This is a genomic window from Klebsiella spallanzanii, assembly GCF_902158555.1.
Classification (GTDB): domain Bacteria; phylum Pseudomonadota; class Gammaproteobacteria; order Enterobacterales; family Enterobacteriaceae; genus Klebsiella; species Klebsiella spallanzanii.
This window is the reverse complement of sequence record NZ_CABGGS010000034.1, coordinates 240,931-265,865: the sequence shown is the minus strand read 5'-3', so window position 1 is coordinate 265,865 and position 24,935 is coordinate 240,931. Positions and strand designations below refer to the sequence as shown.

32 protein-coding genes are annotated in these 24,935 nt (G+C 48.6%); 5 read left to right on the top strand and 27 right to left on the bottom strand.

From position 1 onward, the window contains the following. Positions 1 to 4: 4 nt before the first annotated feature. The 8 genes from FN082_RS19140 to FN082_RS19105 all read right to left on the bottom strand — a co-directional run bounded on the left by FN082_RS19140 (position 5) and on the right by FN082_RS19105 (position 7,435). Positions 5 to 796, bottom strand: a complete 792-nt coding sequence (locus FN082_RS19140) for an Ig-like domain-containing protein (RefSeq protein WP_142982152.1) — start codon at positions 794 to 796, stop codon at positions 5 to 7. Beyond that, positions 796 to 1,809 (bottom strand): DUF2213 domain-containing protein, encoded by a 1,014-nt coding sequence (locus tag FN082_RS19135; protein ID WP_101836722.1) that lies wholly within the window; start codon positions 1,807 to 1,809, stop codon positions 796 to 798. Before FN082_RS19135 ends, FN082_RS19140 begins: the two co-directional genes overlap by 1 nt. Then, complete coding sequence (locus FN082_RS19130; protein ID WP_142982151.1) at positions 1,781 to 3,142, bottom strand: phage minor head protein; 1,362 nt, start codon at positions 3,140 to 3,142, stop codon at positions 1,781 to 1,783. The genes FN082_RS19135 and FN082_RS19130 overlap by 29 nt, the downstream gene beginning before the upstream one ends. Next, entirely contained in the window at positions 3,129 to 4,502 is a 1,374-nt protein-coding gene (locus FN082_RS19125) for an anti-CBASS protein Acb1 family protein (protein ID WP_142982150.1), read from the bottom strand. The genes FN082_RS19130 and FN082_RS19125 overlap by 14 nt, the downstream gene beginning before the upstream one ends. Continuing rightward, positions 4,499 to 5,908, bottom strand: a complete 1,410-nt coding sequence (locus FN082_RS19120; RefSeq protein ID WP_142982149.1) for a PBSX family phage terminase large subunit — start codon at positions 5,906 to 5,908, stop codon at positions 4,499 to 4,501. Before FN082_RS19120 ends, FN082_RS19125 begins: the two co-directional genes overlap by 4 nt. Further along, the gene (locus tag FN082_RS19115; RefSeq protein ID WP_142982148.1) at positions 5,895 to 6,440 is read right to left on the bottom strand and encodes a hypothetical protein; all 546 of its coding nucleotides are present in this window, start codon (positions 6,438 to 6,440) and stop codon (positions 5,895 to 5,897) included. Before FN082_RS19115 ends, FN082_RS19120 begins: the two co-directional genes overlap by 14 nt. A gap of 321 nt (positions 6,441 to 6,761) precedes the next feature. Next, complete coding sequence (locus FN082_RS19110; RefSeq protein WP_196552838.1) at positions 6,762 to 6,896, bottom strand: Hok/Gef family protein; 135 nt, start codon at positions 6,894 to 6,896, stop codon at positions 6,762 to 6,764. Positions 6,897 to 7,087: 191 nt separating this feature from the next. Further along, positions 7,088 to 7,435: a hypothetical protein gene (locus FN082_RS19105; RefSeq protein ID WP_142982147.1), complete on the bottom strand. Its 348-nt coding sequence runs from the start codon at positions 7,433 to 7,435 to the stop codon at positions 7,088 to 7,090. A 300-nt stretch (positions 7,436 to 7,735) separates the two neighbouring features. Between FN082_RS19105 and FN082_RS19100 the strand changes: the two genes are divergently transcribed. The 4 genes from FN082_RS19100 (at position 7,736) to FN082_RS19085 (ending at position 11,988) form a co-directional block, all read left to right on the top strand. After that, positions 7,736 to 9,334, top strand: coding sequence for an ERF family protein (locus FN082_RS19100; protein WP_142982146.1), 1,599 nt, complete (start codon positions 7,736 to 7,738; stop codon positions 9,332 to 9,334). A gap of 17 nt (positions 9,335 to 9,351) precedes the next feature. After that, the gene (locus FN082_RS19095; RefSeq protein WP_142982145.1) at positions 9,352 to 9,867 is read left to right on the top strand and encodes a Ref family recombination enhancement nuclease; all 516 of its coding nucleotides are present in this window, start codon (positions 9,352 to 9,354) and stop codon (positions 9,865 to 9,867) included. A 112-nt stretch (positions 9,868 to 9,979) separates the two neighbouring features. After that, complete coding sequence (locus FN082_RS19090) at positions 9,980 to 11,776, top strand: hypothetical protein (RefSeq protein ID WP_142982144.1); 1,797 nt, start codon at positions 9,980 to 9,982, stop codon at positions 11,774 to 11,776. Positions 11,777 to 11,784: 8 nt separating this feature from the next. Further along, positions 11,785 to 11,988: a hypothetical protein gene (locus tag FN082_RS19085; protein WP_142982143.1), complete on the top strand. Its 204-nt coding sequence runs from the start codon at positions 11,785 to 11,787 to the stop codon at positions 11,986 to 11,988. A gap of 376 nt (positions 11,989 to 12,364) precedes the next feature. Here the strand turns inward: FN082_RS19085 and FN082_RS19075 are convergent, their stop codons facing one another. The 19 genes from FN082_RS19075 to FN082_RS18980 all read right to left on the bottom strand — a co-directional run bounded on the left by FN082_RS19075 (position 12,365) and on the right by FN082_RS18980 (position 23,993). Then, entirely contained in the window at positions 12,365 to 12,997 is a 633-nt protein-coding gene (locus FN082_RS19075; protein WP_142982141.1) for a hypothetical protein, read from the bottom strand. After that, entirely contained in the window at positions 12,997 to 13,233 is a 237-nt protein-coding gene (locus tag FN082_RS19070; RefSeq protein WP_096753188.1) for a hypothetical protein, read from the bottom strand. The genes FN082_RS19075 and FN082_RS19070 overlap by 1 nt, the downstream gene beginning before the upstream one ends. Then, positions 13,230 to 13,463 (bottom strand): phosphoglycolate phosphatase, encoded by a 234-nt coding sequence (locus tag FN082_RS19065; RefSeq protein ID WP_142982140.1) that lies wholly within the window; start codon positions 13,461 to 13,463, stop codon positions 13,230 to 13,232. Before FN082_RS19065 ends, FN082_RS19070 begins: the two co-directional genes overlap by 4 nt. Further along, positions 13,456 to 14,211 (bottom strand): hypothetical protein, encoded by a 756-nt coding sequence (locus FN082_RS19060; protein WP_142982139.1) that lies wholly within the window; start codon positions 14,209 to 14,211, stop codon positions 13,456 to 13,458. The genes FN082_RS19065 and FN082_RS19060 overlap by 8 nt, the downstream gene beginning before the upstream one ends. Beyond that, a complete protein-coding gene (locus tag FN082_RS19055) occupies positions 14,211 to 15,620 on the bottom strand; it encodes a baseplate J/gp47 family protein (RefSeq protein WP_142982138.1) in 1,410 nt (469 codons plus the stop codon). The genes FN082_RS19060 and FN082_RS19055 overlap by 1 nt, the downstream gene beginning before the upstream one ends. Continuing rightward, on the bottom strand, positions 15,607 to 15,954 hold the full coding sequence (locus FN082_RS19050) for a hypothetical protein (protein WP_004113032.1): 348 nt from the start codon (positions 15,952 to 15,954) through the stop codon (positions 15,607 to 15,609). The genes FN082_RS19055 and FN082_RS19050 overlap by 14 nt, the downstream gene beginning before the upstream one ends. A 214-nt stretch (positions 15,955 to 16,168) precedes the next feature. Further along, on the bottom strand, positions 16,169 to 16,546 hold the full coding sequence (locus tag FN082_RS19040; protein WP_142982137.1) for a hypothetical protein: 378 nt from the start codon (positions 16,544 to 16,546) through the stop codon (positions 16,169 to 16,171). A 9-nt stretch (positions 16,547 to 16,555) separates the two neighbouring features. Beyond that, on the bottom strand, positions 16,556 to 17,266 hold the full coding sequence (locus FN082_RS19035) for a phage baseplate protein (RefSeq protein WP_142982136.1): 711 nt from the start codon (positions 17,264 to 17,266) through the stop codon (positions 16,556 to 16,558). After that, positions 17,263 to 18,216: a hypothetical protein gene (locus FN082_RS19030; RefSeq protein WP_142982135.1), complete on the bottom strand. Its 954-nt coding sequence runs from the start codon at positions 18,214 to 18,216 to the stop codon at positions 17,263 to 17,265. Before FN082_RS19030 ends, FN082_RS19035 begins: the two co-directional genes overlap by 4 nt. Positions 18,217 to 19,293: 1,077 nt before the next feature. After that, on the bottom strand, positions 19,294 to 19,551 hold the full coding sequence (locus FN082_RS19025; RefSeq protein WP_142982134.1) for a hypothetical protein: 258 nt from the start codon (positions 19,549 to 19,551) through the stop codon (positions 19,294 to 19,296). Positions 19,552 to 19,554: 3 nt separating this feature from the next. Beyond that, positions 19,555 to 20,433 carry a site-specific integrase gene (locus FN082_RS19020; protein WP_049091386.1) on the bottom strand — a complete coding sequence of 293 codons (879 nt, stop codon included), beginning with the start codon at positions 20,431 to 20,433 and terminating at the stop codon, positions 19,555 to 19,557. A gap of 2 nt (positions 20,434 to 20,435) precedes the next feature. Beyond that, entirely contained in the window at positions 20,436 to 20,795 is a 360-nt protein-coding gene (locus FN082_RS19015) for a hypothetical protein (RefSeq protein WP_142982133.1), read from the bottom strand. Next, positions 20,782 to 21,045, bottom strand: a complete 264-nt coding sequence (locus FN082_RS19010; protein ID WP_223227013.1) for a hypothetical protein — start codon at positions 21,043 to 21,045, stop codon at positions 20,782 to 20,784. Before FN082_RS19010 ends, FN082_RS19015 begins: the two co-directional genes overlap by 14 nt. 158 nt (positions 21,046 to 21,203) lie before the next feature. Then, positions 21,204 to 21,467 (bottom strand): hypothetical protein, encoded by a 264-nt coding sequence (locus tag FN082_RS19005; protein ID WP_142982131.1) that lies wholly within the window; start codon positions 21,465 to 21,467, stop codon positions 21,204 to 21,206. Next, entirely contained in the window at positions 21,468 to 22,025 is a 558-nt protein-coding gene (locus FN082_RS19000; RefSeq protein WP_142982130.1) for an ead/Ea22-like family protein, read from the bottom strand. A gap of 137 nt (positions 22,026 to 22,162) precedes the next feature. Continuing rightward, entirely contained in the window at positions 22,163 to 22,432 is a 270-nt protein-coding gene (locus tag FN082_RS18995; protein ID WP_049090404.1) for a helix-turn-helix domain-containing protein, read from the bottom strand. A 9-nt stretch (positions 22,433 to 22,441) separates the two neighbouring features. Then, entirely contained in the window at positions 22,442 to 23,164 is a 723-nt protein-coding gene (locus tag FN082_RS18990; protein WP_016809016.1) for a hypothetical protein, read from the bottom strand. 2 nt (positions 23,165 to 23,166) lie between these two features. Then, complete coding sequence (locus FN082_RS18985) at positions 23,167 to 23,694, bottom strand: hypothetical protein (RefSeq protein ID WP_049091512.1); 528 nt, start codon at positions 23,692 to 23,694, stop codon at positions 23,167 to 23,169. A gap of 8 nt (positions 23,695 to 23,702) precedes the next feature. Further along, positions 23,703 to 23,993: a hypothetical protein gene (locus tag FN082_RS18980; RefSeq protein ID WP_125286347.1), complete on the bottom strand. Its 291-nt coding sequence runs from the start codon at positions 23,991 to 23,993 to the stop codon at positions 23,703 to 23,705. Between the two features lie 364 nt (positions 23,994 to 24,357). Here FN082_RS18980 and FN082_RS18975 point away from each other — a divergent pair, with 364 nt between their 5' ends. After that, on the top strand, positions 24,358 to 24,885 hold the full coding sequence (locus tag FN082_RS18975; protein ID WP_139539749.1) for a GNAT family N-acetyltransferase: 528 nt from the start codon (positions 24,358 to 24,360) through the stop codon (positions 24,883 to 24,885). The last annotated feature ends 50 nt before the right edge of the window (positions 24,886 to 24,935 follow it).

The following is a 24,935-nucleotide window of genomic DNA, read 5'->3' as shown; positions in this document are numbered from 1 at the left end:
CCTGTTAGCTAACGGTGATTACAGCGGTGTCAGTGAAACCACCGTCTTCAGTACGTACCGTAATGGTTGCCGTCTGTCCGGTTGTTGCCCCGCTTTTCACCGTGGCAAGGCCGGATGCGTCCACTGTTACTACGTTCGCATTGCTGGATGCATAGGTAACGTCTTTATTGGTCGCACCTGCCGGAGAAACTGTCGGCGTAAACTGCTGAGTCGCGCCAGCGGCTTTAGAGGCGGTTTTAGGCGACAGTGCAACGCCAGTTACAGCGACTTCGCGGGGATATCCGGCGCTGAGTAGTTCGCCATCAATGACCATCACAATTGCCGTACCACCGCGCTGAGGTGGCGTTTCAAAGCGGAAGCGGCTTTTATCGCCGGATGCCGCAACACCCCACTCCATATATCCGGTAGTGGCGTTGCGGCCTTTTGGCACAGCTAAATCACCTACTTTCGGAGATTCACCCGTTTTGACCGCCACGCGGATCGGGCCATTTTCGACAATACCAATCGGGCAATTGATAGTGACCACGCCAATGCGTATGTTGCTACCAAATCCCGGCGTGGCTGGCATATTGGAATGCGCGGTCACAGCAATTCCGATGGCATCGGTAACATCGCCACCATCAGGTAAGGCAACGCAGGTTGAATCATTACCGGAGGTCAGTTTCACCGCATCGCCCGGCGCAACTTCACCACCAGCGCGACGGGAGGTTACGCGAGCGGAGGAACGGAAAGACGGCAGCACCGCCAAATCACCCGGCAAGCCCGCGTCAAAATCGTCTTTAATCGTGGTCTGCATTATTTGCCTGCCTCTTTTTTGCCAAAGGTGCGAGCCAGATAATCCTGATGGGCTGACTTCTGAGCACCCTGCTCATCGGTGTTAACTGCTGCGCGGGGATTACGCGGGGTTTGTTCGAACTTCTTACCGCAGGCAACCAGCGCCATAGACAGCGCAACATCCACCTGCTCATCCGTCCAGCTATCCATGTTTACTTCAGGGTTTGCCTTACGAATGATGGCCTGTTTTACCAGATTGATATCGCCCAGACTGTCGGTGTTGATGTTCAGGCGTTTAGCTGCTGCTTTCAGGTCATTTTCCTGACGACCATCAGCAACACCGCGCTCGTAGGCTTCATTGCTGGCTGAGTCCATATTCACAAGGCGGGTATTTGCTTTCAGCAGGTCGCCCTGTGTTTTGCTTAAATCAGCCGTAAGCGTCTGATTTTTCGCTTTAAGGCTTTCAATTTCGGCTAACGCCTCTTCTAATTCCATCGGTTCACCGTCCAGATTGAATGTTGCAGTTTTTACCCGTGGGTTACGCACAATGCTCAAATGGTTGTAATTGATACCCTTTTGCACCGTGTCGAACGTTTGCCCGTCCGGGGATAGTCCTGTTTCTTTTGGCTTTTCGTCGCACTGATACCCCGCCGAAGCACCCCGTAAACTTTTATCCTGCTGAATCAGTCGGATGGACTTCTCATCCTGAACCAGTGCGCGGGCAATAAGTTCATCACCCTGACGCATAACAGCTGTAACAACACCCGCAGAAACGGCCCGGTAGTTTTTTGACGTCACCAGACCATTGCGAGGATGTGACACCGTCACAGGCTTGCCGATTAAGGTATTCATTGAGTCCTGGTTAAACAATTCATCGGCTGAGCGGTACTCTTTAGCCGTGAATGCATCACCGCGCTTGCGGTCATAAACCAGTACGCCCGGACGGGCGATAGGGATATCAATCTGGAGATAACCTTCCGGGGTTATCTCCCATTGCTTGATGGCGTCAACGTTGACCTGTGTTTCTTGCAGCAATTTCTTTCTCCGCTTCTTCAACGTCCGACGCAGAGAACAACCATTCAGGGAAGCAGCGGCATAAATGCGGTTGCCCCGGATTCCCGTCCTGTGGCGGTCTGGTCGGCTCGTATGCCTTACCTTCGCGCTCAACATGCAATTTTCGCTCGCGTTCGTCTAACATCCCCCGCCAGCGGTATATTTTCATCCCGGCAATACGGGCGTTGGCTTCCTCCAGATTCCAGGCCTGATTACCTATCTCATTGCGGGCGACATTGCGGGCTCTCCGATAGGGAATTTCCATTTCGGTTGCCAGTTTATCGGCGATATAGTCAACGCCCCGCCCCTCACGTAACCCCTGCTGAACGACCTTAAGTCCGCGCTGTAGCGCCTCATCGGTGACGTTCTCCATGCGCCCCATGCTTTCCGTAAGCCAGTCTGCTGTTTGCTCCAGCAGCTTTTTATCGCCGTCATAGATATCAATGGATATCAGGTCAGCCATATTTTCGGTTGGCAGTTTGATACCCGGTGCCAAATCAATATCGGCGGCAGCGCGAACAATCAGCCGGAAATCGTCTACCGCCGAGTTAGCAAGTTGGGTATTTGCCGCTTCCATAGCCGGTAATGATGGAACCGTGCTCGCGGCTCTCATCGGATCCGTTAAGCTGGCGAGCGGTTTAGATATTGCCCCAGCAGTATCTGGCGTGGCTGATAGCCCTGTTTTCAGGTCAATAAGATTCACGCCATCGACGCGGAAACGCTGGTAATAGCTCTGGTAATACTCATCAGTCAGGCCAAACCGACCATTTACAATAGCGGCCTGAACCTCATCAGCGGCGCGGTTGATAACACGAAGGTAGGTATCTGGCTTTGAGCCGGTCACTCTGGCAACGTCTTTAGCCAGGCTGATTCCTGCCTGCCGCCTTACTTCACTGAATGCGTAGGCTGGGACGGCCCCAAATTCACCATCTTTTAGCAGTGACGGAATGGCTTTAAGAAAAATTGATGCATCTGGAAAAAGTTCCTGAGCAACAGACCGGACAAGCCTTTCCTGCTGCTCACGCGTCATGCGTGAATAATTCCTTCCGGCTTTCTTCTTTATATATACGCGCGCTTTTTTGACCGTTGCGGCGGCGATAAAATCTCCCAGCAGGTCATCAACGGAAATATCTTTACCATCGGCGGCATCGGTATTGAGTACCGCGCCGGATTTACCAATTGCCCTGTATGTCTTTAAACAGGCATCGCGAACCCATTTACCAACAAGCCGGGCGTTATCGCCCAGCCTTTGAGCGTAAACCAGTTCGATAGCCAGCGGATACCCGGCGTCGTAACGTGGTTCACTCTTCGCCATTATTGGCCTCGTCGTTGTCTTTTTTGGTGCTATTCCGGTTCAGATTCTCGTTGTTCTGGTTCGAATCGTCGTTATTCTGGTCATCAATGGTGCCAGTTGCAGGCGGAGTGGTCGCAAGCATAACCACCGCTCCGGTTTCCTGCGCCGTTGCGCGGGCCTCTTCGCTGGTAATAGCTCGCATGGAATAGTAAAGCTGTGCTGTTTCTGCTCGTTTCTTGTCCCGGTCTACCTCGCGGTCTATTTGTCCCTGAGATTTATTCGGCACAAAGTCAGCGCGGATCCCCGTATAGCGAAAAGCCAGCTTTTTCAGGGCCGGAATGATGTAATTGGTGTTGATATGAGAAACAAGATTTTGCCATTGTGCATCGGCGCTGGTATCGCTATTGGAAAGACCACCTTTACGCTCTGCCAGCATAGCTATGGGAAAACCCGTTTCAGCGCATACCAGCTTAATAGCCATATCAACAAGGTCGGCGGTTCCGGTCATGGTGGATTGTAGACGGTTAATCTCCTCTTCTGCGTCAATCGCTACCATGTCATTTAACTGACGGGTTGCCGCTATCCCTGCAAGCCTGCGGGCCGCTGTAGCCTCTCCTTTAGCCGTTTTCAGGTCTTCAGCTAAATCATTCTTTTTATAGATATCCTGAACGGAAAGAGAAAGTATGCTGATGATTAGCTCATGCGAAAGACCCAGCCGCTGTAAAGCTGCATAAGGCTTACACAACAATGGTTCGCCAAATTCGATACCGACCATCGCGTAAATCGGCTGGTAGTTTTTATCGCCAAAGAGGATCGAATCCTCCTGCTCAATAAACACTTCGCCACCGATGGGGCTTTTAAGCTGGATACGCCAGCCTTCCGGCAGGCCAAAAAAAGGCGAATTATAGTCTGCAAACCAGTCATTCGACGGGGTAATCCAGTGCGAGCCGTGGCAACGTACCCACTCTTCCCCCATAACCAGCACAGACCATCCATGATGACGCTTCAGAATAGCGGCATTTTCCACTACCTGCCACGCTCCCATTTCGTCAAAAATCTGCTGAATACGCTTTGAATCATCAGGATTTTCAGTAACTACTGTGAATCCGTTCAGCATGGCAGCAGCTACCGGTTCGCTGATAATGCGCCAGCCTATGCCGGATAGCTCCCCGGTCATTGCAGCCACCAGCGGAATCATCCCCTCTGCGGCGCGAGCCTTCATGCGGTTGGCTGTCGGCGAACTCATGCCCGCCGCGCCTTTTGAGCTTGCCGCTGCGCTGGTCATCATACTGACATAGCCATCAACATTGTAATTAGCCGGCAGCAAGCCCTCTTTCGTTAAAATTCCCTCAGTGGGAATCAAGCTGGTTTTGTTCGTCATTCGATTATTCCTGATTTCATGCGTACCAGATGTGGGAATATGGCGTCAGCGTAGTCAGTGGACACGCCCAGCCGTTTTTTAACTTTTTTCTTCGCTTCAATAAGGATTTTGTCGTCAGGCGTGGTTTCCCACATGACGCCAGTAGAATCAGAAAGGATGCGATCGAGATACCGACGCGGTATCTGGTCAGATATAGCGAAAAGGCCATCAGGTGGCATAATTCCCGTCTCCATCCATCGCACAGAGTCATTGACCGCATCCCGATACGCCCACCATGCCTGTGCTCGCAGATTGTGGAAGGTATCTTCGTTCGACCTCCCGCCTCGATATCTGGACTTTTTACGCAACACTTCGCCCTGAGCGACGAATTTACGAAACTCAATTTCTGAATCTTCGTATTTATTTAACTCGCCTTTAACACCAGAACCAACGCCGACAGAGTCGTAAATCAGGACGGTACAGCCTTCTTCCGTCGCCATCTTTAACGCCTGTTGCGCAAGCTGAACGGTGTCACGTGCCTGTAATCGCTCCATACGGTACAAAAAACGCCCGTCAAAGAACGACAACACCGAATCATCATCGCCATCATCAGCAACATCGAGCACAGCCGTTTTAATGCCAGTTCGACACGCTTTCGCCAGCTTCGAATCGTGAGAAACAACTAACTTTTCAAGATGGCCACGGTTAACAACAGCGCCGGGTAAATCACTGACGGGAACGCCGTTCCAGATGTTGTCGTACTTGTCCGGGTAATACTTCAGCGTATAAAGCCGCTCTTTATCCAGCGTCGAATTGAAATATGGGTTGTGATACCAGTTCACCTCCTCAATAAACCAGTCATCCTCTGCATTGAGAACGTATCGGACGTAGGTTTCATCCCATGCAAAAGCCGGGTTGAAGGTAATCCAAAGTTCAGCACCGTTACGGCGCAATGTCGGGGCCAGCGTTTCCCACGCTTCAGCCGAAATCGCGTGCGCTTCCTCCACCCAGCAAATATCCACGCCTTCAATGGATTTAATGCTGTCGAGGTTCGACTGAAAGCCCAAAAAGCGGAATTCAGCACCGGATTTAGACTTGATACTGTTTTGAGTTATTGTGAATTCTGATTCATACCCCAGACGGCGTATCGTATCGCTGAGTAGCTTATGTGATGATGCGTCGATAGATTTTTGCACCCGACGCAAGCACAGAATGCGCAGGTCATATCGCACAGTTAGCTGAATCAGTGCTTCGGCAATCCTCCATGACTTACTGGAACCACGACCGCCGCGCAGACATTTAACGCGGTGCGGTTTTGTCGTGAGCGAACGCATGACGCGCCGCCACTCTGCCATTTTCTTTTTCTCTGACAGCCAGTAGCGACGGCGCTCTAAATCATGCTCTGGTGCTATCTCAATCGCCGTCATCGCCGCCCATATCCCGGTAAATTTCGGTTAAAGTTTCACGCGCAAGGCGCTTACCTTCGTCGGTTATCGGCTTGCTGATATCCACCCCGGCAAGCGTAAGGATCCGCGCCGCAAGATGTGACTTATCCAGCCCCTCAACCTGCCATCCGTGCTTTGTTTTTTTGATGTTTTTAACAGCACGGGTATCAATTGCCGCCATGCGGCTACGGAATATCTCCGGCTCTAGTCGCAATTTCTCCAGCGCCTGCAATTCCAGCATTACCGCTGTTGCGTCCGGCGCGCGGAAACGTGCTGACAGGTCAATTAGCGCCTCCTGACGCCCGACAATATCCGCCGCAATGATGTGCTTTTTGTAAACGCTGACGGCTTGCTGTATGTCGTCATTTTTGAGTAACTTCTCAGCCTGAAAATCATCGTTAAATCCCTTGTAATCACGGTTGCGAGACTTTGCATAGCTGAACCCCGGCGCTTCCCGCGCTTCAGCCACCAGCTTTGCAAATGCATCATCACGCCTGTTTATTTTTATTGTCACAATTCCCCCCTTGTGAGGCTTGCAGCGTAGCGAGGAAAGAAGAGGATCAAAAACAGCGTTACCGCTGGCGTGTAGTACAAATAAAAAAAAGCCACTCCGGGGGCGGAATGGCTGAAATCACAAGGGTAATAACAAAGGTTTAAAGGTAACAGGCAATGCTTCCTGTCCGTGGCAGGTGCCATTATGGTTTTTTACCTTGAGGATTCAAAAGATGATGCGAGAGGTAACGCCAAAGAAAAGCCGCCCCCGAAGGAGCGGCGTTTAAAGGTGCTCAGGCCATGCCAGACAACCAGAAAGGCGGGGACGAATCCCCGCCCTGATTTAGCGACTCTCCTTAGCTTCGTAGGCAAACTTTGCCGCTACCTGCACACCTCCCTGACCTATGGACGCTTCGCAAAGCGTCCGGTTAAGGGCGGTATACGCCAGTAACGCCGCGATAAATATCGCGATAAACAAAAAAACTCCTTTGTAAAACAAAGTTGCCTCCTTCGCTTTTGGGAGGCTATAATCGTGTTGTCACGCAAGATTAGAGGCCTCGTTGGTTAATGAAAATTGACCTTCGGGGCTTTCTTCTATCTGCCGCATGGTGACATGAGACAGACAGCCTCAAGCACCGGGCGGAAGTATAGCAATAAAATACTTAGCAATTAAATAGTTGCTTTTCGCCTTTCAACCTCGACCTTTGCTTTAGCAACATCATTTTCAGAAAATAACCACTCAGGAAAGCAACATCGACAATTGAAAACTTCGTTGATGTGGAAAGCCGTCCCATCAAGAGTTGCGTGTACAGGGTTTACCCACCAGATATCACCATCAACTGAAAGACATCTAAGGCGGAAATATCGCACACCTGCTAAACGGGCATTTTTTCGTTCTTTTCTCCACGCTCTGCTTGCCGTTGCGGCTGTAACTCTAATTTCATCCTCTAGCTGTTTTGTGACTTTGGCCTCACCTGCTGAATTTATCTTGATGACCGCATATGTCGGTGTTTTCAAACCAATATCCTTTGCTTTGCGCAATTCTGGCTTGATTCTAATTTGTAGTTGAAATAAGATCTATAAAGGTGCTCAAAACACCACAACCAGCGGACTATCACCCCGTCAGCGTGATTTTTTTGTACCCAGAATTTATGCTCTGGTAGCTACTGCTACGCGAGTGCTGAATTATGGGGTGGAGTGCGACGAATAGCAGGCCTCTCCGTCTGTGAATAAGTCCGCCGTCTGGTTGCGGTTTTGAGCTCCACCCCGCCCATCTCAAAAGTGGGTTTTCAGTCTCATAACCAGAGAGCATAAATCATGTCTACATTACTCACCATCCCCGATGCCGCAGAACTTGCAGTACATACCATGATGGCACTTAAAGCCGCTGGCTATGCGACTGCTGCTATGATTCCCGTTCACAAAAACACCTCAAATGAAGTCGAAAAAACGGAAGTGACCGCGCCTGAAGTCTATGTAGCGCCCGGCAAACAGTATGCCAACGCTCAGGAAGCGCTGGCGCATCTGGTGCGCGAACTGAAAAACCCGGAACGCGACAACTATAACGAAACGCTGGATTTTACTTTTGCATCACTGGCGCAACTGCTGGACATGCTACGCGAGCCTATCTATCAGCATGGACTGATGCTCAAACAGGAGTTTGAAAAAGGTGACGAGCTTCCGCTGGAAATGGTGACAACCTTTATCCATATTCCAACCAGCACGGAAGTATCTTTCCGGCTCCCGGCCTTTATCAAGGAAGATAAGCGCCTTGATGAGTGCCAGCGCGTCGGCGCGTCCTTCACCTATTTTCGTCGCTATGGTCTGCGTCAGGCGCTCGATATTACTGATGGTGATGACGATATTGACCAGGCAGACAGTAAGCGCGAACGCCGTAAGGCCCGCTCTCTGAACAGTAGCCGCAAATGGAAGCCGACCAAATCAGAACGCACTAAACCGGAATCCATTCTGAATATGCTGGTCGCGGCTGGTGAATTCATTGGCAGCGCGGCAATTGCCCAGGCTAAAGCCCGTAACCCGTTTCTGCGTACACCGTCAGAAGTTGCAGAGGATGTTATCCATTCCCGCGACAATGCCAAAGATGATGACGCAATGGCCCGCGACACTGTATTGCGCTATGGCCTGACAGATGAGCACTGGCAGAGTTTCTACAAACAGGACGGATTCTTTAAGGTAGACGGTGACGAACTTATCGACACCAGAACCGGCGCACACGTTAGCGCTGAAGTTGCTATGGATATCGCAGAATCCCTTTCTTCTGTTGCGATTTCCAGCGCGGATTCAAGCGATGTGCATGATACCCGCGATATGTCAGCCCCAGTCGCCTGGACGTTTATTCCTGACTGCACCCCGCTTGATGACGATGAAGAGGCTTTTATTACTGCCGTTGAAGCGGGACACGATTCGGAAATAATCGAAATCGCTATGCGTCAGATGGAAGTTCATGTGTCGCATGGTCTGGATATGCGCTCAGTACACAGTGACACAAGCTATCACCGCCGTAACTGGTATAACGCCTGTCGTGAATTCTATACGCTGGCGCTGATGCGTGGTGATGTGAACTTTGAAGCGCTGGCAAATCCTGAAATGAAAGTTGCCCGTACCATCATGGATATCGTCGGCGCTGACGGCGATAACGAGGCCAGCGAAACCACCATTACAGCCGCACAAGCACAACTCACCGTCGATGCGATGCAACAAAAGGTTGATATTGCGCAGGAAATCGCGACGGGCAACGCTGACACCGATATCAAGCTACAACAGCTTCATGAAATTGCGCGTCGCTGCGATGCGTACACCGCTGGCTATATCGAAACTCTAATCCTTCATGTTGAAAGTGGTGGCTTCAACAATGAAATCCCGGCGTACATCCCTGAATCTGACCTTCCTTACTGATATGCGGGGTTCTCAACATGAAAACCGCACAGGAAAAGTTACAACGTCACGTTGAAAAGCAGCGTGAATATCAGCAGCGGGCCTTAGCCCGCCAGCGCGAGAAACAGGCATCCCCGGAATGGCGTCAGGCTCAGTATGAAAAACAGCGGGAGCGACAATCTCGCTATATTGAACGGGCGAAAAATAAACCGTTCTCGCGTGGATTGAAAGGCCGAACACCCCGCGCCGCTGAACGCTCACTGATGGACAAAATCGGCGCTCTACCCTGTATTGCCTGTTATGTTCACGGGATTATTAACGATGTGGTCAGCCTTCATCATATCGACGGGAGAACAACAGCAGGCGCACACGCTCGCGTATTACCACTGTGTGACCATCACCACCAGCACGCAGCGCCAGCAGCAATACGCGCGGTTTATGCCTGGCTGATTCCGGTTCATGCTGATGGAACATGCGGAGGAAAAGCCGTATTTGAGGCGTTAAACGGCACTCAGGACGATTTATACACCCAATGCCTTGAATTGATATCCTGACACTCACTAAACGCCGCCATGCCCCATCTGGCGGCGTTACCGCTCGCCCCCTTTCTGTATCCTCCCTCTTGTATTCGGTCTAATCGCACCTGTTAACAACCATGAGGTGCTTATGTCCGAAAATAATTATGGTGCGCTGATGATGAAATCGGCACTCAGCACCAATACTGAAATTGATGGCATTTTATTGTCTGGCATCTATCCAATCCCTGAAGGCAATCTTTCGTCCCCAGATCCCGAAGGTGGTTTCCTGACTGTGTATCCGGGAGAGAAAAAGCGAAGAACCTTCATATCGGATAAAAACATTCTCGCTACATCAACCTATGACGCTCAGTCAATGACGTGGAGCGAATGGGTTATCCCCCGCTCTCAGGCTGACCTAAGCTCACCTAATGGGGCTAGTTATGTAAATGATGGAAATGCGCCTCTGTCGGAAGTAATACGTGAATCTATCTTCAAATACTTGACCACAGAAGACAGGATAAAGCTTCAGACGGTTTCTGGTAGCGTTGTCGTTGCTGATTACGCATTAAAAGCTGCGATAGCTTATGGGGTTATGGTACTGGATATTCCGTGGATGTTGGGTTTACTCGAACTCGGCTCTGACCCGGCGACCCTTCCATTGGGGTTTTCGATACAGGGCTGGAGTTGCCGCAGACCGTACACCATTTCTGGTGACAGTAGTTTTTTAGGTTGCGGAGTGGTTATCCGCGTTGCTGCTGGCGCAAAATTTCCTTTCTACTCAACAGGTCGTCACGACTTTAAAAACATCAACTTTGACGGTCGAGATAAAACTACTCAACTTTTATACTCGACTAACTCAGGAGCCCAATTCAATGGCACTCGTTTTGAGGGCTGTGGTATTTATCGTTTTGCAGTAGGACTCGGCTGGTCTGGTTATACTGGCACTCTTTTTGCCACAAGATGCTCAATTTCTGGTAACGGTGATGGTGTCCGTAATCTCATTGACTCTAACTTAATCGGGTGCGTAATAAACGCCAATGACAGAGGGGTGAACTTACAGCAAGGTGCAAATAGTAATACATTTATGGCCGTAAGAAATGAATGGAATGCTGGCGATAATTTCTTTTCTTATAATGCAGTCGATAATGTCATTATTGGTGAGATATGTGACCGGGCTGGCAGGGCTGGCATTGTAGCTTCAGGGGGCTCAAGCTGGTTCGTCATTGGTACTGTGGTTCGCCGTTCTGGTAAAAATGAACCAGTTGGCTCTGATTATTCAGCGAATTTTCTAATCATCGATTCCGGTGAGTTTATAATCAACGGCATCAGAACCAGAGCCGGTGTTGATGATACTGGCGCTGGTGTTTCATCTCCTTCATTCGGCGTTTCGGTGATCGGTAGCGGAACCCCCAAATTCACCGCGACAGGCTGTGATTTATCCGGGTATGTCACTAAAGCACTAAGCCGCAAACAATCCGCCAGCATGGTTGTTTCTGCGTGTTTGGGTATGCCTGACTATGTAAATGTAGGCTCATCAAAACACATGTTTGGTCGCGATTGTCTTGACTCAAAGACCGGAACTCTGGCAGCGGTAAAAGACACCGTTATCAGCTTTCCACTTGAGGTTCCTGTTGATGACGAATCTGGCCCTGTTCAGTGGGAAGCATACGTAACGAGAAAGCTACATATCGAATGCCGACTTTCAGACCAACGATTTGACCTCCTGGATATTCCCATTCTTTTCAAATTTGAGGACTATCGTTCAATTGTTAATATCACCTCCCGCATGTATGTGTCTTCGGCGAGAATAGGTATCGACGACAACGCCACTGGAGTAAGAGTTTCATGGACACTTAACAGCACTGGCGATACATTGACCGTGACTCTCACAAGTGTTGATGGTGTTGAGAGGAAATGTCGAGCAACTTTACTACCTGTAATGTAAGGATATTTATGCATTTTATTGACGATAATCCAATGGAAAATCTTCGCAGAATCGATAGGCCGGAATTTGTCGAGTGGTATCTAAAGGTAGTTGATATCGTAAAAGAAACGGGAAGTGGACACGATATATCATACAAAGGTTTGTGGGTTGATTTTTATGATGATGGCTTAACCCCTGAGGAAGCCATCGAGAAAAAAACGCAAATGAGCTAGATTTTTTAGGCTGTCATTCGGCATCAGCCGGATGACAGTTTCTCACCTTTCCCCGGTGAACTTCCCAGAGTGATACCCCGATTGAGTCACAAAATTCAGATAGATATTCCAGGCTCGACCACTCTCTTATCCCGCCCCTGGCTGCCTCAATGAATATCACTGCATTGCCGTTCCTGTGCATTCCGCATAATTGCCACCTGTTGTTACTTGTTCTGGTTGCGATGACTCGCGAAAACATGCCATTTTCGTAGAAATCTCTAAACGCTGGTTTTTTTCGTGCTGTCGCTTTCATAAAAGACAAATCCCCGAATTGTTGCTAACAAACCGGGGAAATGTTGACACAAAGTCGTTAAATGCGTTTTTTATTTCTCAGCGGTCACGACGCCTGCGCGATATCTCGGGCTGATGGTAACGGGTTACTGTAGACCATCCCGCTGATAATAGGCGCTACAGTCATCTGATTCTCATTCCTGCGCTTTAGGGACACGGATAGAGCCCGGCTTGTTTCCTGATTAGTCAGCGGCTGCGTTGACAGTAGAATCACGGTTAAAGGGATGACAACCATTCCAGACTGCTCCAGAAATCTGCGTTTGCCTCCCAGCCTGTAAACTGGTGTAACGCCGGAAACAGCCAACCCCATAAAGTTTATTGGCATTGCATCTGTAACAGTTTTTGCCGGACAAAAAATCACAGCTTTATCAAAGCCGGTCGCCGTTAACTGTAATGCTGACAAGTCCGGGGGCGTCGATTCTGGTGCATTCTCGCCGTGAAATATCTCCAGATCGCAAACAACGCGCTGTAACGGATTCTGAAACTTAAGTGACCATTCGCCAGCCAGCAGCCCGCCAAATACGTCAATGGTGTGCTGAGGGTACGGAATGCCATTTATCGGTGCACTACTCCCCCTGACTTCAGCAGGAAGAACCCAATCAGGCACGACAGAAGAGTCTGCAATCTGTGCTTTCTCAAGGTCTGATATCGCAATTAGCTCATCTGGTGTTAATGCCATTATTTCCCCTTAGCCGTAAGAAGCTGGTCAATGTGTGCCGCCTGCGCGTACAGGTCGTTAAAAATGAAGTTAAGCTCCGCCACGTCAACCGGATCCCCTTCAATCAATTTTCCGCCTGCATTGATGTAAGTCGGCGCAAAGCCATCAGCCTGTTTCGCTGCCGATGGTTGTTTCTTGCTCGGATAAATGCCGCCACTTACAGGATAATTACGAGCAACGGTCGAAAATGTATTCATGGCGCTTCTACCCTGGCTAAAAGCTCCTGATACTTTTTGTACAGGTCATTAAGGATGTAATTCATTACCTGAGCGCTTATCCCGTCACCAAACACCAGATTGCCATTTACATCAAAGTAGGTCGGCGCGAACCCGGTAGCCTGCATTTCTTCTGATGGCTCTTGCTTGTTTGGAATATCAGCACCGCCTTGCCCCGTGTAAGTTTTGTCAGTATTGGCCCAGCTATCCATTTGTCACCTTCATCTTTTTGACTGTTACAAGCGTGTTGAATGGCTCCAGAAGTTCATTCCCGTTAACCGTTTTCGTACCCTCTATCCTCGTCAGCAGGGACTTTGTCGCGGTGACACGGATCCCTTTAGTTGCTGTAGCCATCACTGTTTTTTGCGTCCTCTCGTACTTGATGCCGCCCCACACAGCCGGAAACGCATTACCGGGAAACATTGGCGCGTGGTGGGTTAGCTTGACGTTAGGAGGTGTTGCAGCGCTGTATATATCCCCGGCAAAGGTTGCCGCAACCAGTGTTTCCGGTAGTTCGATATCTGGAGCCATCGCGCCACACTGGACGAAAACAGCGCGTAGTGGTACGCGGTTAAAAGCCGCGCCTATAGCACCTGTAGACAGCCCTACGCGGTTCAGTCGTAACCATGTAAGGCTATAGGCTAACTGGATGAATCCACCTACAGCGCGGCGTGACTGAAGCGAAACAGATTGTGTTCCGGCCCCCTGCAACAGGGCTATTCTGTAGCTATCATCGTCGCGGCCTTCTCGGGGGATGGCGAATCTTTCCCCCCATGCGTCAAGCAAAAGGCCCGAAGAATTTGTAATAGAGAAACCCTTTTTCAGATAGCCAAGTGCATCAACCATTCCCTGCTGGTTGGCCTTGATGCCGGAAACGAGGTCGATATTTCTCTGTAACCTGACCTTTGAGGTAAATCGTTCAGTTGCCAGTTGCCCCGGTTTTTTGATTGATGGCTCCATTACGACACCACCACAGAAGTAGAATCCGTAACAGCAACAACGCCGCTACTTATGGGTACGGTTTTCCCTGATGGGGATTCGGAAGTACCTACAGTTACCGTAACATCCGTCATCGTCGGAAAAGCCGTAACCAAACGGGCAGATATTTGCCCCGCAAAAACGTCACGCCCCATTTCAAGCTGTGAGAAATAGCCAGTGATAACGCTTTTAGCTACGCTCTCGTAATCGTCGGGCTTGCCTGTTGTCTCTGTATCCCATGTATCACCAGAAACGGAAACATACACAAGCTGGAAGCTCTGGCGAGTGAAATACACTGTTTCGGTAGTTGTACCGTCAGTGGCTGTACCCGATGTGTTGCCGTAGAAACCACACTCAGCCGCCGCCGCATCATATATCGCCTGCGCTATCGCGTCGCTATCACCACCAGCAACAAACACCTGTACAGACTTTCCCGGAAGACCATCAGCATCAGTCTCAATGCCTCTGTTGGTGTTAACAGTGACGTGGCTTACACCCGCAACCGCTAAAACGGCATTTTTTATGCCCGGTCTTGATGCACTGACATTCTTTCGCCCTGCTTCCGCTGCTTCGAAAAGACGTTCTCTGTATTGCTCGTCATCTTCTATTTCAAAGCCTTTACTACCGTTGGCAAGAATCAGAATGTCATCTGTTGCCACATAGCCGAATCGAACATCAGGAAACTCCGTATCGCTGTCATACCATGTTGTTGCGGGCATTCCGGTACGAATGATGGAAAAAACATCATCAGAAAATGAAAACTGGATTAGCGATTTACCATCCGCTGCATAAAGCAACAACCCGTATTCTGTTGAATATGTGGTTACTGACGTATCAGCGGCGGTGATGATGGGATAAAGCCTGGATAAAATAGAATCAGACGTATCGCCCGTCTGGTACTGCGTTGAATATGGCTTACCGTTGATGGATATGGTGAAGGTATTTCCCGTGGTGATAGCATCAGCTTTAACCTCCAGCACAACCCCGGTAGCACTTTTACCATTGGCCTGAATGCTTCCTGATGGCGACCAGTCACCAGAAATACCGGAGATAGTGAAAGTCTCACCAGACGCGATTACCTGCCCTGAAGCCAGCAGGTAAACCACATCGGCAGATGACCGGGTTAATCCATAGCGAGGAAGGGTAAAACCTTCGCCAATACCGTCAAGCTGGATGCCTTCGCCTGATGAAATGAAAAAACCAGCAAACGTCCAGCCGATGGCCTCCACTATATTCAGGTCATTTTCAGCGACAACCGCCATAACCTGACCAATCAGGGAATCACCGTCCGGGCTTATATCCCCCAGCAGGTCGCGCAATTTCTGGTAAATGTCGCCGCGCAGCTCTGGCAGTCTGGCACCGTGCCAGCCGCCATCATTAATTAATTCCACTCGTTACCTCCGTACTATCGGCACCGACATAAACCGCAAAGCGGATCGTGTAATCCCCCTTAACGTCATTGATGGTTGTAGTTCTGGCATCAGTCACGCCAGTGGTGCGCCGTGCCTCTGCGTTAATCATGTTGGAGACAATCGAAACTGGCAGACGTGACGCCATAATGCCAGGCAACCAAGGCAACCCCTGAGTTTCATCAAGCCACCATTCGCCGCGATTAGTGCCTACGCGGATTTCTGCCTGCTGTGCAATGCCATCAATGCCACCATCCAGCACTAAATCGCCGTTTCGGAGAATGACTCCGCTTTCATCCTGCATAATGTCCAGCATCAGTAATTCATCCCCTCAACGAATGCCAGCTTTGAAACCCATACGAGGCAACGGCTAGTACCTACAGCCTCGACACGCTGAACCTCGCCAACAGGGATAATGCGCCGCCCTCTGCATGTTGGCATTACCAGCGTCAGAGAGTCGCCAGCCTGCGGCCTCTCTGCGGAAATGAAACAGCCCTTTAAACCCTGTCGATACTGAGTTGTTGTGATGTTCATTCGGTGTGCATCCATTTTTCAACGTGGACGACCGTCACAGCAGAATCCAGCGACTCAATATCCAGCAGGTCATCAAGGTCAAAGCCTTCGCCTGCATCATTTAACATTTGCGCCATCGCCGCTTGATGCGGTAATTCAAACGGCAAATCGCTGTAAAATGGCATGTACTGGTCTTTGTTCTCCCTGCACGTCGCCATGACCATATACAACGGCGCGTTAATCAGGGTGATGCACTCGACACGCTCAACTACAAGCCCGGTTCGCTCAGTGATGTTGATAATCTCGCCTTTGCTAACGGTTGTGCTGTAGTCACCCGCCATCAGAAAGCCACCGTTAGAAAGTGCGATTTGTGCCGCATGGTCATTTAATTTCATGGTTTTTCCTTATGTCGGGGCGTCGGTCTGACCGCCCTCACCGTTTTCTTTATGCGTGTGAGAATTGAAGGACTTACCGCCGCTGATGTGGTCAGCGGCTTTGCTATCGCCGGTTATGGTGACGTTGCCGCCAAAGTCAGCATTGCCGCCACCTTCTGCGCCCTGACTGATGGATCCTGAAATCGTCAAATTCCCGTTTATGGTTGTCATTGGCGCTGTCATATCGATACCGCCCGGCGCGTTAACGGTCATTTTGTTGCCCGTAAACTCGAAAGTTGCGCCTTGCCCGGTATCGCCCTTAATGCTTCCGTCATCCCATTCAATAAAGGCGCTACCGCTGAACACTCTTAACCCTGCCTCATCCGGCATCTGGTGGCTGGCAACGTCTGAAAATCCACATATAGCGATAGCGTTTGAAATGGTCTTATGGTCTGGCTCGTCGCCGTCTCCGTGAGAAAGCGCGATAAGGAGACATTCATCCCCCGGAGAAACTCGCCCGCTAACGCCTGACTTACCGCTATCCCAGACGAGCGAAACTAAACGAACGTTTTCAACAGCTGGATAAGCAATCGGCTCCGAGTTGTCACCGAATATGCGTTTTGGGGATGGCTGGACAGTTGCCCGCCCGCCGCTGACGGAAACAATCGTTGCCTCAAGCGAAAAAAGCGCTGAATTAAGCGCCTGCTCAACAATGGCCTGAATCTGGCTACCGGCTCTCATGCAATGATGCCCTCCCATGACGATGACCACGCCTGACGGTCGCGGGTACTAAAGCGATGGGAAATCTTCTTCACAATAACCATCCAGCCTTCGCCCATTGATGGAGAAGAAAGCTCTACCTGTTCGCCAATCTCAACCCCGCCATAAAGCAATGATTCCCACGTAACAGCCTCAATAACCCCCATCTGGCGGCGAGCACCTTTTGAGTAGTCAACTTGTGATCCCTTCGGGGGCCAGACATAGGTAGTTATGCTTTTGTCGTGCTTCTTCTGGATCTGCTCTTTTTCGGAAGGGTTCTTTTTCTTCGTGCGTTTCGGGGAGTGAACCTTCAGAAGTGGCGCACCAAGCAAGCCCGTTTCAGGGGAGAAAACAGCAGCACCTGTAAGGATTGAATCACCGGCAGTGACAATGATTGACTGATACTGAAGCGACCAGTTGGCATTAACTGGCTTGCAAAGGCTGGTCAGCACATCACGGGACAATGCCGCAGCGCTGACGTTTTTAGCCAGGGTGAGAGATGACGCTGATTTAGAGAACTGACAACCCAGCCCCATATCGGACGCTACCTGTAAAACAGCATCTTTAAGGCTTTGGCCTTTGCGAAACGTGCGCGATGTGACGCTGGCCCGGAACGGAATCAGCGCTTCGTAGATTTTCATTTTCAGGCCGTAGACCTCGTTAGGCTTGATAGTTACGGCGCTGATAAGTTCACCCTGAAACAGGGTAAACATTCCTTCATCCATATAGCCAGCGGCAACACTGACGGTTGACCCAGCCTGAGCAATGGCGTTCTGCGTCTGTGGTGTTAAACCCCACAACGTTAAATCAGCCTCATTTGGCTCTTTCTCATCGTCGCGCACAGACGAGAAATCAACGTCCACATCAGTAACGTGGATCGTCTCACCATCTGTGCAGTTAACGGTTATTTCGAACTGACGCCCGTAAGCCATGAAGTTCACCTCCTTTATATAGAGGTGATTTAAAGGCAATGGCCTGACTAATTACAGAAACGGCTCCAGCGGTAATGCGTGTCAATATTATGCACAAGGCTAAATCTGTGGATAAGCAGCATGAAACTACCCACCTGCACGATTTAAGTTAGTGGTCAATATCGCCCCAACCACGCATCACTACTCACTTTCAATGTGGATAACATTTAACGTGCCAACATGAATGTTTGATATTTGTTGCTTTTGTTATGCTCAGTTTTAACGCAATGAATATGTAACAGAGCAAACATAATTGAACGGTCAAATATTTAACCGTTATCAAACATCAGTGAAAAGTGATAGATTCCTGCAATCGCTGGTGGAAACAAGCCTGAGCGCGATTTTATCTTTTCCGCCACCCCACATGCTTATGCTTTCCCCCTTTCTGCTAACTCATAACAAACTCATGTCAAGATGTTAAATGCACTGGTCAGATGAGATTGCAGAAACATTTCCGGCGAATAAAACAGTAAACCCCACGAAAAATAACATAGCTTATTGATTCGTATAGCTATAGGTAAGGTGGTAAATGTCCGGCTTTATTTCAAGTGGAAACATTTTTAAATAAAATGGCTTTAATTGCCCTCTTTTTGGTCTTTTACTCATGCTGACACTGAATGTCAAACCTTATATATCCGTTTGCCTCACAGCCATAACACCATGATTCGATTGATGAATTGTTCACTTAAATATTTTTAAATTTCCAGAATGCAAAAACGCAAGGTATTGACGCCAAAAACCTAGCCACTTTTGAATGAAAAACAATCACAAAAGTATAACCCATTGAATTTTAATCGTTAAATTTATTTTTTGTTATTTTCATTAAAACGCGATCTTTATCATTTACATAATCATAATTTCATGATGCACACAAAACTATCCACATAACATTTATTTAACTTTATTGTTACCTTATTTAACATGCATTATGTTGTGTTTTTGTTAATTAAAATTTAACCTTTCACTTACATTTATTGACTGCAATTTTCAGGCATAAAAAAACCCGGCATATGCCGGGCTCGTTTTTGTCGTCTGCTGTCAGACCATACTACTGAATGCCGCCTCCACTTCTGATGGGCTAAGTGTCGCAATATCTTGATAAAGAGAAATCGCCTCCTGTGTTGTTTGCCGCCCTCCCATCAAAATCTTATCACCACTGCGGTTAATCATTTCTACCCGGTAAATATCTGGCTTTGCTTTTAAATTAGTGCGTAGTTGAAGCAACTTAAACAGGCAATCTCTCGGATACTTCTTTTGATACATAATATCATTATCTTTAATCGCTGACTTTTCCATTCCCTACCCTTTAACCTGTAAATATTCTTCAATCGAATTATTTAAAACTCGCCTCATTGCCGCGAACGGTGGAGATTGCAAATAAACACTCGGAACGTCTTTCACCGCGTGATTTAATATCAATTCTGTTGCAAGATAATCCTCACCACGCACGGCGGCGGAAGTTCTGAATAATTTTCTTAAATCATGGCAGCGCCATTTAATCCCGGCGCGGGAAATCGTCGTTACAAGCGTGTTGTACTTTATTTCTGACTCACCTATCACGCTTAGCCACCCCTCGATTAAAGGAATGTATTTAACTGGCAAAGGTAAAAGCAAATCGGAGTGAGTTTTAGTCTCGCGGTCAGGTACAAACAACTTCCCACCTGAAATAATTGATGAGGGAGATAGTGAAAGCGTTTCTGTTGCCCTCATCCCAAAACACAGCATCATACGGGCTGCGGCCCTGTATGGATCCCGCAAAGACTCTATCTCACGCACAACCGTAGAATACTCATCAACACTTACGCGGGCTGGCCTGCTCAATGCTCTGTGACGCTTTATCCGTTTTCCTATAGCTCTTGCCGCTGTACGCATGGCATCAAGCATCCTACCCAAAGAGCCCGGCGCGGCTGGCTTGAATTTAATATCAGCATGAATCACCCAGGCTACAACAGCCGCAACGCAATCTATGCGCTGGCGAACCGTAGACGCCGCCAGCCCATTATCAATGCAGCGGTCGGCATACCTTACCCACGTATCAGGTACGCTTGCAGCGCGTACCCCAAGAGATAAAACAGGTTCAAGCATTCGGACAGCGTGACGTTCGTTAATAATGGTTTTTTCACGCAAACTGACCGCCTGAGCACGGCGGTCAACCATTATCAGTAAATCACTGAGCATCCTTACCCCCTGACAGCCAGCGCTGTACGGATGGCATTTGCAATAGCGGCATAAAATGCCGAATCTTCATATTCCTGCTGTCCGGCCCACTCAAATATGACGGCGGTAAACTTCATATTGCTGATGACGGTCGATGTAGCATCGCTGCGCGTGTAGAGCGAAACCCAAACCCCCGGCTTCACAACCTTACTCTTTACTACACCCAGCGCCGGAATCACGCCCCTGATGGCTGAAGCATGACGTTTAGCGGTATCTTTGTTCACTCCCTCCCGCTCACTACGCTCTGCCACCAGCCTTAACCCTTCTTCTATCAGGTCACGCGACAAACGGCGCTCGCTTCTTTTGGTCTTAATTTTGTCCATTTGAATCACCTTTTATTATCATCCAGGCTGTTGCGTTAGGACTTAAACGCACCTCAGTAACTAAACCACGTGAGGCCATATTTTTTAGCTTTTGGCGAACGTCATACTGAAGAATTACCTTGTCAGGATGTGCGCGACAAACAGCCTCACGTATGAAGCTGGTATGCATTTTCTGGTTTTTTAATTCCGGGCTAGACCATCGCTGGAATGCCTCGATAATGTCTTTATCGGTAATGATATAACGGCGCATTAATTCCCCGAGGAAAAGTAATAAATAGCTACTGAAATAGCAGGCAACCAGAAAAATATTACACAAAATAAACAGGCCCACACGGTTACACGCCAAAAACCACGATAATTAGTATCTTCAATGTGCTCTCTGGTTAATTCGCTGGTCATAGCCACCCCTTATCCTGCTGTGCTTTCGACGGCAGACGGAAATTCAATGGTTTCATCAAAGCCTGCACCGATGTTTTGGACGGCGGTACACCAGTCAGATGAGGCTCGGCCATCCAGTCTTGCCATTACCTCACCTATCCTGCGTAGGTCGTAGAGTGCGATTGACGGGTCGCCGATGGTGTAAAATCCTATTTTCTTCGGAGACGGGCAGCGGGCCATTACAGCGTTAACTTCATCCACCCAGGCTTGTTCTTTTTTGGTTAATTTAGCCATCTACTCAGCCTCCCACTTGATGCCAGCGGCTCGGTCGATACGCTCAATTTCCGCCAGAATTAACGCGCCAGCTTTAACCAGGTCGCGCCGTGGGCTAGTCGGTTTCCACCACGCGGGATCCCACGGCCAGTAATATGGCAGTGCTTTCTGGCTGACTGCATACTCACCGTCGCTCAGGCACTTTTCGCGCCACGCCATGAGCGCGTAGCAACTTGCAGCCCTCGGCAGCTCACCATCTGTGTATTCGTCGTCGTGCTCTGGAGTCCAACCCTCCGCTGTAACCTGCCGCTGACGCTCGGAAAATACATCAGCAGCGGCGGCAGTGACGGTGCGGGACTCCGCCAGTTTCTTCAGCCCTTCCTCGGTCATGCGTTTGTAGTGGTCGCGAGACTGGATGACCTGAGCGTTGCTTTCTTCAAGCTCGGCGATGCGTTGTTTCAGCTCCTGATTTTCGACGTTCAGCGATGCAGCGGCCTCCCAATCAACCGCTGAATCGTGCTTCGCCCTCTCCAGCGCCTCTACCAGCTCAGCGCCAGCCGCTTTCCATGCTGTCCACATGCAGGTGTAAATCTGCTCGAAATAGCCTTCCGTTGTACGTCGCTTCTTGAGGTAGCCCCACGGAGCCGCGCAAGCATGTTCTGCCCATGCTTCGAATTTCTCTCTCTGAGCCAGTTCGGTGATATCATTTTTCATGGTCATTTTTTTGCCCTTTCCTCTGTGATTGGAAAGTCAATACCAATGCGCAACACTGCGGCGGTGTTGAAAATAAGCCCCATACGTGGCGTTGCCTCCAGCCCTTCAATGCGCCGGATAGTGGATCGCATAACTGAAACCAGCGTGGCAAATTCGGTTTTATCCATGCCTAACTCACGGCGTAAAGCACCGCTAACAAGCTGGTCTGTTAACTGTCCGATGGTCATACGGCGCTTTTCTGCCATGACCTTTTTTACTGTTTCATTCGACATAAAAGCCCCTTATGTAATGCTTACTACGTACTGGTTATCACCCAATTTGAAAGCGTGAATAGCGGTTCGCGATGCAACCCATCCATCATCGCCGCGCAAAAGTAACGGGATTGTTTGCCCTCTGTTAATGAGTCTCTCAATTGCTCCGGCTGCACTTATATCGCTTTCGGTATTAATAGCTATGGCTCTCTGCTTCCCCCTGCAAATGTCGATCTTTTCAGATCCACTCAAATATTTTGTTATCGTTACCTGCCTAATTTCCACCGGGTTTAAAATGAGATTTTCAATTGCGTGTTTATTGGTTACACGATGCGGGTTTTTATAGATAACTTCTCCGGCAATGCTCCCGTTAGCCATTAACCAGACGATATCTTTTAACAGATAATGATTACCCTGAATTAATACATGTTCTTCACCTTCCCGGATGCGGATATATGCCGGGGTTCCCTTTTCACCCATTCCTTTGCGTGACTTGCGTAATAACTGACCATCACGATATTCGAAAAGCTCATGACATTTGTGATAAAGCCATGCCTGATTGGTTTCATCACCAGTGTGACCGGCCTCATTGATGATATCTGCAAACGGCGCAACATCACCCTCAGCAATGGCTCTAAGCGCGGCTCGCATAACATCAGGGAAAAGAATCTCCTGACTGGTGATTCTTTCCTGTGCTCGATGGTACATATCTTCATCACCACGAAACTGAATGACTTTCTGGTTTTTTTTCATTATTAATTCTCAATAAGTTGAGGTGCTACATACACCCCTGTGCTTAATGCACTATGGAAGGCATTAGCCAACCGACAGGCATTTATTTCCTCTTTCGTCATTGCTGGTCGAGGTTTTATAGCCTTTTTCTTCTCAGGTCTTGCCGATTTGAGAGCGCGAGTAATAGCACCGCTTACAAAAAAATTCTTCTGTGCGTTCTTCAGATGATACAAATATTTTCCCGTCGCCTGACATTTGATCTTCTCAATTTCTACGTATGGCGAGCGGAACATATTCCAAATTCTTCTGGCAATGTTCTTTGCTGTTTGTTTTTTAAATTTGGCGTTTACTTCCTCCCGAATTTGGCTCATAGACAGCCTGCGACCCTGCATTATTTTGACAAGGTCTTTAGCGGTTACATTACGCTTCAGGTTGCTATAGGCCAGCATGAGAGATTCGCGGAAATACTGACGCGCCGAACCACCGAAGGTATCAGCGCCCTTTCTTGCCAGTTCCCACGCATGACGAAATACCAGAGCAAAATCGCGCATGATGCCCCCTATGCGTGTTTAGTTAGGATTTTCGGATGTGTGGCAATGAATATGCCGTGATTTTCTCCATGCGGCGCTACGTGAAAAAACAGTCCGCGACGGGAGATTTCAGAGAGGATTTTTGCGATTCGCTCAGGTAGAGCCTGAACATTTTGACGCGGGGAAATACTGGAGACTTCATCACCGAAAAGGTGAGCGACGTTATCGCCCTCACCTAATCGGTAACAAATCAGGAGTAAAGCACTAACAACATGCTGTGTATTGCTGGTTTTGGTTAACTTTACGCCAAAAATAGCCATGATATTTACCCACTAAAATTGTGGTTACTCAATCATGGCCTTTTGCAATGTATATTATGTTAAATTAGACCTTAAGCTTTTAATCCATGTTAGTCTCCCTCATCCCTGCAGTCTTTCAGATGTCTCTTTTATCAGATTGCCCTGTTGAAATCTGATGTTGATATCATCCTGGAACGATCACTATTGAAATTACGTTGCGCGCGATATCTGGCCTCGTATGAAGCTCGCTCAGGCTCATCGCCTTCTCCCATATCCTAAGATGGAAATGAATTCTGCCTCCCAATGTTTCTGGTGCGATGCGAGAACCTTTTGTTTTTAACAATGTTGTCTATGATTAATGGAACACACTAACACAAGGAATACTATGCATATTCGAAAAGGATTAAAAACGGATCTTGTACGCTTGGAATGTTGTGATTTTTCATTCACCATTACTCATGCCGCCAGCGCACCTTTTATAAATAACGATTTGTTAATTGAACCACTAGTAAGTTCGTACATCAAAACTTATGAACTCGATATTCAGACTTTGGAAAATCATTGTATTAATTCGGATTCAATATTTCTCATTGCTGAGACTGAACACCATGAAATTGCGGGATTTATCACTGCCTCACTGAGTTGGAATAAATTTGTCTCAGTTGATTACATCGCCATAGAAAGTTCTAAACGCAGATGCGGCACGGCTAACAAACTGATGTCTGCTGCTCATGTCTGGGCCCGAAGTATGAACGCTGCAGGCTTAAAGCTTGAGACGCAAAACGTCAATGTTCCCGCATGTTTATTCTACAGAAATTATGGATTTTCTTTAGGTGGATACGATCGTTATCTCTATAAAGCATTGCCTGAAAAAGATGAGATTGCGCTATTCTGGTATTATATGTTGATTTGATGAACAGGTAAATAATCACTGACTTTAAAGCGTTAATTATTCTGAATTTG

Bases quoted from the DNA above. Each gene is read 5' to 3' on its own strand.
- FN082_RS19140 (WP_142982152.1), bottom strand. From the start codon at position 796: ATGCAGACCACGATTAAAGACGATTTTGACGCGGGCTTGCCGGGTGAT.
- FN082_RS19130 (WP_142982151.1), bottom strand. From the start codon at position 3,142: ATGGCGAAGAGTGAACCACGTTACGACGCCGGGTATCCGCTGGCTATC.
- FN082_RS19125 (WP_142982150.1), bottom strand. From the start codon at position 4,502: ATGACGAACAAAACCAGCTTGATTCCCACTGAGGGAATTTTAACGAAA.
- FN082_RS19120 (WP_142982149.1), bottom strand. From the start codon at position 5,908: ATGACGGCGATTGAGATAGCACCAGAGCATGATTTAGAGCGCCGTCGC.
- FN082_RS19100 (WP_142982146.1), top strand. From the start codon at position 7,736: ATGTCTACATTACTCACCATCCCCGATGCCGCAGAACTTGCAGTACAT.
- FN082_RS19095 (WP_142982145.1), top strand. From the start codon at position 9,352: ATGAAAACCGCACAGGAAAAGTTACAACGTCACGTTGAAAAGCAGCGT.
- FN082_RS19090 (WP_142982144.1), top strand. From the start codon at position 9,980: ATGTCCGAAAATAATTATGGTGCGCTGATGATGAAATCGGCACTCAGC.
- FN082_RS19085 (WP_142982143.1), top strand. From the start codon at position 11,785: ATGCATTTTATTGACGATAATCCAATGGAAAATCTTCGCAGAATCGAT.
- FN082_RS19075 (WP_142982141.1), bottom strand. From the start codon at position 12,997: ATGGCATTAACACCAGATGAGCTAATTGCGATATCAGACCTTGAGAAA.
- FN082_RS19070 (WP_096753188.1), bottom strand. From the start codon at position 13,233: ATGAATACATTTTCGACCGTTGCTCGTAATTATCCTGTAAGTGGCGGC.
- FN082_RS19065 (WP_142982140.1), bottom strand. From the start codon at position 13,463: ATGGATAGCTGGGCCAATACTGACAAAACTTACACGGGGCAAGGCGGT.
- FN082_RS19060 (WP_142982139.1), bottom strand. From the start codon at position 14,211: ATGGAGCCATCAATCAAAAAACCGGGGCAACTGGCAACTGAACGATTT.
- FN082_RS19050 (WP_004113032.1), bottom strand. From the start codon at position 15,954: ATGCTGGACATTATGCAGGATGAAAGCGGAGTCATTCTCCGAAACGGC.
- FN082_RS19040 (WP_142982137.1), bottom strand. From the start codon at position 16,546: ATGAAATTAAATGACCATGCGGCACAAATCGCACTTTCTAACGGTGGC.
- FN082_RS19035 (WP_142982136.1), bottom strand. From the start codon at position 17,266: ATGAGAGCCGGTAGCCAGATTCAGGCCATTGTTGAGCAGGCGCTTAAT.
- FN082_RS19030 (WP_142982135.1), bottom strand. From the start codon at position 18,216: ATGGCTTACGGGCGTCAGTTCGAAATAACCGTTAACTGCACAGATGGT.
- FN082_RS19025 (WP_142982134.1), bottom strand. From the start codon at position 19,551: ATGGAAAAGTCAGCGATTAAAGATAATGATATTATGTATCAAAAGAAG.
- FN082_RS19020 (WP_049091386.1), bottom strand. From the start codon at position 20,433: ATGCTCAGTGATTTACTGATAATGGTTGACCGCCGTGCTCAGGCGGTC.
- FN082_RS19015 (WP_142982133.1), bottom strand. From the start codon at position 20,795: ATGGACAAAATTAAGACCAAAAGAAGCGAGCGCCGTTTGTCGCGTGAC.
- FN082_RS19010 (WP_223227013.1), bottom strand. From the start codon at position 21,045: ATGCGCCGTTATATCATTACCGATAAAGACATTATCGAGGCATTCCAG.
- FN082_RS19005 (WP_142982131.1), bottom strand. From the start codon at position 21,467: ATGGCTAAATTAACCAAAAAAGAACAAGCCTGGGTGGATGAAGTTAAC.
- FN082_RS19000 (WP_142982130.1), bottom strand. From the start codon at position 22,025: ATGTGGACAGCATGGAAAGCGGCTGGCGCTGAGCTGGTAGAGGCGCTG.
- FN082_RS18995 (WP_049090404.1), bottom strand. From the start codon at position 22,432: ATGTCGAATGAAACAGTAAAAAAGGTCATGGCAGAAAAGCGCCGTATG.
- FN082_RS18990 (WP_016809016.1), bottom strand. From the start codon at position 23,164: ATGAAAAAAAACCAGAAAGTCATTCAGTTTCGTGGTGATGAAGATATG.
- FN082_RS18985 (WP_049091512.1), bottom strand. From the start codon at position 23,694: ATGCGCGATTTTGCTCTGGTATTTCGTCATGCGTGGGAACTGGCAAGA.
- FN082_RS18980 (WP_125286347.1), bottom strand. From the start codon at position 23,993: ATGGCTATTTTTGGCGTAAAGTTAACCAAAACCAGCAATACACAGCAT.
- FN082_RS18975 (WP_139539749.1), top strand. From the start codon at position 24,358: ATGCATATTCGAAAAGGATTAAAAACGGATCTTGTACGCTTGGAATGT.